The organism is Pseudomonas citronellolis, from assembly GCF_029335315.1.
In the GTDB taxonomy this organism is placed as follows: domain Bacteria; phylum Pseudomonadota; class Gammaproteobacteria; order Pseudomonadales; family Pseudomonadaceae; genus Pseudomonas; species Pseudomonas citronellolis_A.
The window spans coordinates 1-1,483 of sequence record NZ_JARJLT010000375.1 but is presented as its reverse complement, the minus strand read 5'-3'; the positions used below and the strand labels follow the sequence as shown (position 1 = coordinate 1,483).

At 64.9% G+C, this 1,483-nt stretch carries 1 protein-coding gene; it reads right to left on the bottom strand.

Translation table 11 applies throughout. The features are described from left to right. Positions 1–30: 30 nt before the first annotated feature. Positions 31–1,419 (bottom strand): adenylate/guanylate cyclase domain-containing protein, encoded by a 1,389-nt coding sequence (locus P3W75_RS28400; protein WP_276230653.1) that lies wholly within the window; start codon positions 1,417–1,419, stop codon positions 31–33. Positions 1,420–1,483 lie beyond the last annotated feature (64 nt).

Sequence of the window (1,483 nt, the reverse complement as noted above, 5' to 3'; positions counted from 1 at the left end):
GGAAGGCACGCCAAGCGGGTGCCGCGAGGATCAGAGAATGATCTTATCCTTGAGCTTCTCGACCGCCTGCTGCAGCGCCAGGATCACCCGGTCCTTGTCGAAGTTCTGCACGTTGTTGGTGTCCAGGTACATCGAGAAGCCCGGCAACTCGTGCTCGATGAAGCTCGGGTTGGCGCCCAGGTCGCGGCGGAAGTCGACCACCTGGTAGATCTGTACCGGCTTGCTGAAGCCCTTGACGTTGATCTGGCCCTTGTCGCGGCACATGATCACGTCCTTCACCAGCGAGTAGGTCTCGTGGCTGAGGAGGATCTCGCCGGCCTCGGCGGCGCTTTCCAGGCGGCTGGCGAGGTTCACTTCGCGGCCGATGATGGTGTAGTCCATGCGCGTGTCGGCGCCGAAGTTGCCCACCGTGCAGTAGCCGGTGTTGATGCCCATGCGCACTTCCAGCGGCTTGGTGATGCCCTGGGCGCGCCACTGCTGGCGCATCACCTTCATGTGCTTGCGCATGGCCACGGCCATCGACACCGCGGCCACGGCGTCCTTCTTGGCGCCCTGGGTGGTCGGGTCGCCGAAGAACACCATGACGCAGTCGCCGACGAACTTGTCGATGGTGCCGCCGTACTTCAGGGCGATCTTCGACATTTCGTTGAGGTAGTTGTTGAGCATGTCGGTCAGGGCTTCGGCTTCCAGTTCCTCGGACAGCTCGGTGAAGCCCTTGATGTCGGAGAAGAACACCGTGAGCTTCTTGCGCTGGGTCTCCAGGCGCACGCTCTTCTTGCCGCTGAAGATGGATTCCCAGACTTGCGGCGACAGGTACTTGGCCAGGTTGTTCGCCAGCCGCGCGGCCTTTTCCTGCTCGCGGGCGATCTCGCCGCGCACCTGGGCCAGGCGCAGGCCCTGCTGGTGCACGAAGAACGCGGTGACGCAGATGTAGAAGGTGGCGAACAGCACGCTGACCAGGTTCACCAGCAGCGGCGAGTTGCCCTTGAAGTCGGCGCCGGCCACCGCGCCGGTGAGCACCGCCGCGCTCAGCCCCACCAGCAGGCCCAGGCCGAGGCTGCGCAGGCCGCCGATGATCAGCGCGGAGAAAGCCAGGATCAGCAGGAACATCAGCGTCGGCACTATCGCGAAGCCCAGCAGGGCGGCGCCGGCGCCGGCGTGCAGGGCGTCGATGAACAGCAGCACCAGGCGCGTCTGCTGCGGGTGCTCCTGCTTGTAGCGGCGGCTCAGGTTCTGCGCCAGGTGCGGGTAGAGCAGGGCGTAGGGCACCATCCACAGGGTTTCGTAGCCGAAGTAATGGCCGACGGTGCCGGCGGTGACGCTGGCGGCCGCGGCGATGTAGGCCAGGATGCGGGAATGGTATTCGCGCAAGGGGGCAGTACCTGGACGGCTCGGCCGCTCGGAACGGTTGGGCTTCATGCGCTCGGATTATCCCTGATCAGTGATGGCGCGTTCTGACGCGCGCCTTGCTCTATGGCGATCA